Here is a 2,411-nt window from a genome sequence, read left to right as displayed (position 1 = left end):
TAACACCTAAGCATTTAATGGTCGTGCGCAGCATGACCTTTAAATGTCTGTTGGACTAAGCCGCCGGCACCGAAGCTATCGGGCGACGTATAAGGGTAAAGTAATCGGGAGGCAGGGCTCGGAACGGTGAGGTTGGTCGCTGAAGGGCGTCAGCACCAGTAATCATCCGCCGCGTTATATCCGTCATGGGCTGCTTCCTTATTATGGTTTGAGCCAGATTACCCCGCAGCTATGGCTTTTTCCAGTCTTGGGCTGCATGTGGGCCCAGCTCACAAGGAACTGTAAACGCTCACCCGCCAGATCAGGAACTGCGGGAAGGCTAGCCAGGCGGCACGGCCGCTAGTCTGAAGCGCGGGATCTGACGAACCATGTGAACCAGACCATCATCGCAGCGCAGGCAAGGCCAACAACGAGGCGGTTCCTGGTTCACTCGGTTTGATTCTGGTTGGGGTGGCTGCAACAGGCACTGTCGGATGACGGCCAGTTTTTGTCGTCGCGTTCGGTTGCTCAGGTAACCAAAGTGGCGGATGCGCATGAACCCTTTAGGCAGAATATGCATCAGGAACCGTCTCACGAACTCCTGTCCTTCCAGCCATTGGGTCTTTAGCCGCCCATGATCCCGGTAATCCTTGTATCGGAATGAGACCCGGTCGCCCTCCATCGACAACAACCGTCCGTTACTGATGGCAATTCGGTGAGTGTAGCGAGCGAGATAATCGACAACCGTATCGGCCTGGTTCAGGCAGTGTCGGGTATAGACAACCCACTCCTGTTGCATCAGGCCGTTGAGCACGCCATCAACCTCACCGCTGTTGGTTACCCGATACAGTTCACCGGCGTTCGCCGATACTCTCAACAACGACGCCATTCGCCCCCGAAAGCGCCGCGATAATGCCCGTACCGGGAACAGGTAATGGCTTTTTGCCTTGTGCCATTCACCACTGCCTGTCAGTACACCTCCCGGGATCAGGCAATGCACATGAACATGGCGACTCAGGTTCTGCCCCCAGGTATGCAGCACCGCCGTCATTCCCAGTTCGCCCTGCAGATGCCGCGTATTGCGGCCGAATTGGTTGAGTGTGTTCCAGACAGCCTCGAAGAGGCGGCGGTAAAGCACGTCCGGGTGCAACTGCACCCAACCATTCAGGGTGTGAGGCAGTGTAAACACCACATGGAAGTATGACACTGGCAACAACAACGCCCGTTGGCGGTCGCTCCACCGCTGGCTGGCGCGGCCCTGGCATTGCGGGCAATGTCGGTCCCGACAGCCGTAATAACAGACGGAGCGTGCCTTGCAGTGATCACACTGCATCTCCATGCCGCCCATGCGGGCCGTCCGGCACCCGGTTAACCGGGCACAGACCTTGCGGCGATGGCCGTCCAGTGGCTCATCGGGGAGAAACTGATCCAGAATGGTCTGAACGGTTAGTGAACTGGCCATCACCCACCTCCCAGACCTGCAATCAGGTCGACAGGTCCACAGTTCTGGGGTGTCACGCCCGGCAGCCAATGCAGATACCGTTGTGTGCTGCGCAGATCGCTATGCCCCAGCAGCCGTTGCAGCTCATGGAGGGGAACGCCCTGTTCTAGCTGATGGGTGGCGTAGGCATGGCGCAAGGCATGAATGCCGCCGCGTTTCTGAATACCACTGGCGCTCTTGGCCTGATGGTAAATCTTCTGAGGCGTGGTGATATGAAGGTGCCGATCCGGCAGCAAATCACTGGGGAATAACCAAGGCATAGGGCGACGAGCCCGCCAATACTGACGAAGCACCTGGAGCAGTCCTGGTGCCAGGGGCACCATCCGATCCTTGGCTCCCTTGCCCTGATCAACCCGAAGCAGGTGACGCTCGCCATCAACATCCTTCACCTGCAACGCCACGGCTTCACTGACTCGCAGGCCACAGCCATAGATGATAGATAACAACGCCTGATGCTTCGGATTGGAGACCACCGATAGCAGGCGAGTGACTTCCTGGCGGGTCAGCAATTCCGGAATGCGCTGGGGGCGCTTGGGTAATACCAGCGTTACATCAAAGTTCGGCCAGTGCAGTACTTGCAGGTACAAAAATCGGATACCGTGGAGGTAAAGGCGACAACTGGCCGGTGACAGGGCGCGCTCCTGAACCAGGTAGTTGAAATAGACCTGCAGGTCATCGACTTGCAGTTGATCCGGCGAGCGCCGGTAGTACCGAGCCAGCTCGGTGACCACATAGAGATAACTTTGCTGGGTTCGGGGGGAAAAGCCATGTTGGCACATGGCCTGGATCATGGTCTGACGTAACGGTGTCATGACGAATTCTCCTCTTCTGATCAGCCCACTTGGGCTAACCAAAAGTATCCGTCAGTTCACCGGATCTCGCGGGGAATCCACCGGTCCGCTCGCTACCGCGAAGCGGTTTAGTTCAACAG

The 2,411-nt window shown here is 57.4% G+C and carries 2 protein-coding genes; both read right to left on the bottom strand.

The window, feature by feature from the left end; translation table 11 throughout:
* Positions 1 to 319: 319 nt before the first annotated feature.
* The gene (locus ACFOZ5_RS13500; RefSeq protein ID WP_379888173.1) at positions 320 to 1,441 is read right to left on the bottom strand and encodes an IS91 family transposase; all 1,122 of its coding nucleotides are present in this window, start codon (positions 1,439 to 1,441) and stop codon (positions 320 to 322) included.
* A complete protein-coding gene (locus ACFOZ5_RS13495; RefSeq protein WP_379888171.1) occupies positions 1,441 to 2,292 on the bottom strand; it encodes a tyrosine-type recombinase/integrase in 852 nt (283 codons plus the stop codon). Before ACFOZ5_RS13495 ends, ACFOZ5_RS13500 begins: the two co-directional genes overlap by 1 nt.
* Positions 2,293 to 2,411 lie beyond the last annotated feature (119 nt).

This window comes from Marinobacter lacisalsi (assembly GCF_042651045.1).
Classification (GTDB): domain Bacteria; phylum Pseudomonadota; class Gammaproteobacteria; order Pseudomonadales; family Oleiphilaceae; genus Marinobacter; species Marinobacter lacisalsi.
Note: the sequence above shows the minus strand (reverse complement) of the source record. Positions and strands in the feature narration are given on the sequence as shown.

Coding starts and splice junctions, on each gene's coding strand:
- ACFOZ5_RS13500 (WP_379888173.1), bottom strand. CDS start 1,441: ATGGCCAGTTCACTAACCGTTCAGACCATTCTGGATCAGTTTCTCCCC.
- ACFOZ5_RS13495 (WP_379888171.1), bottom strand. CDS start 2,292: ATGACACCGTTACGTCAGACCATGATCCAGGCCATGTGCCAACATGGC.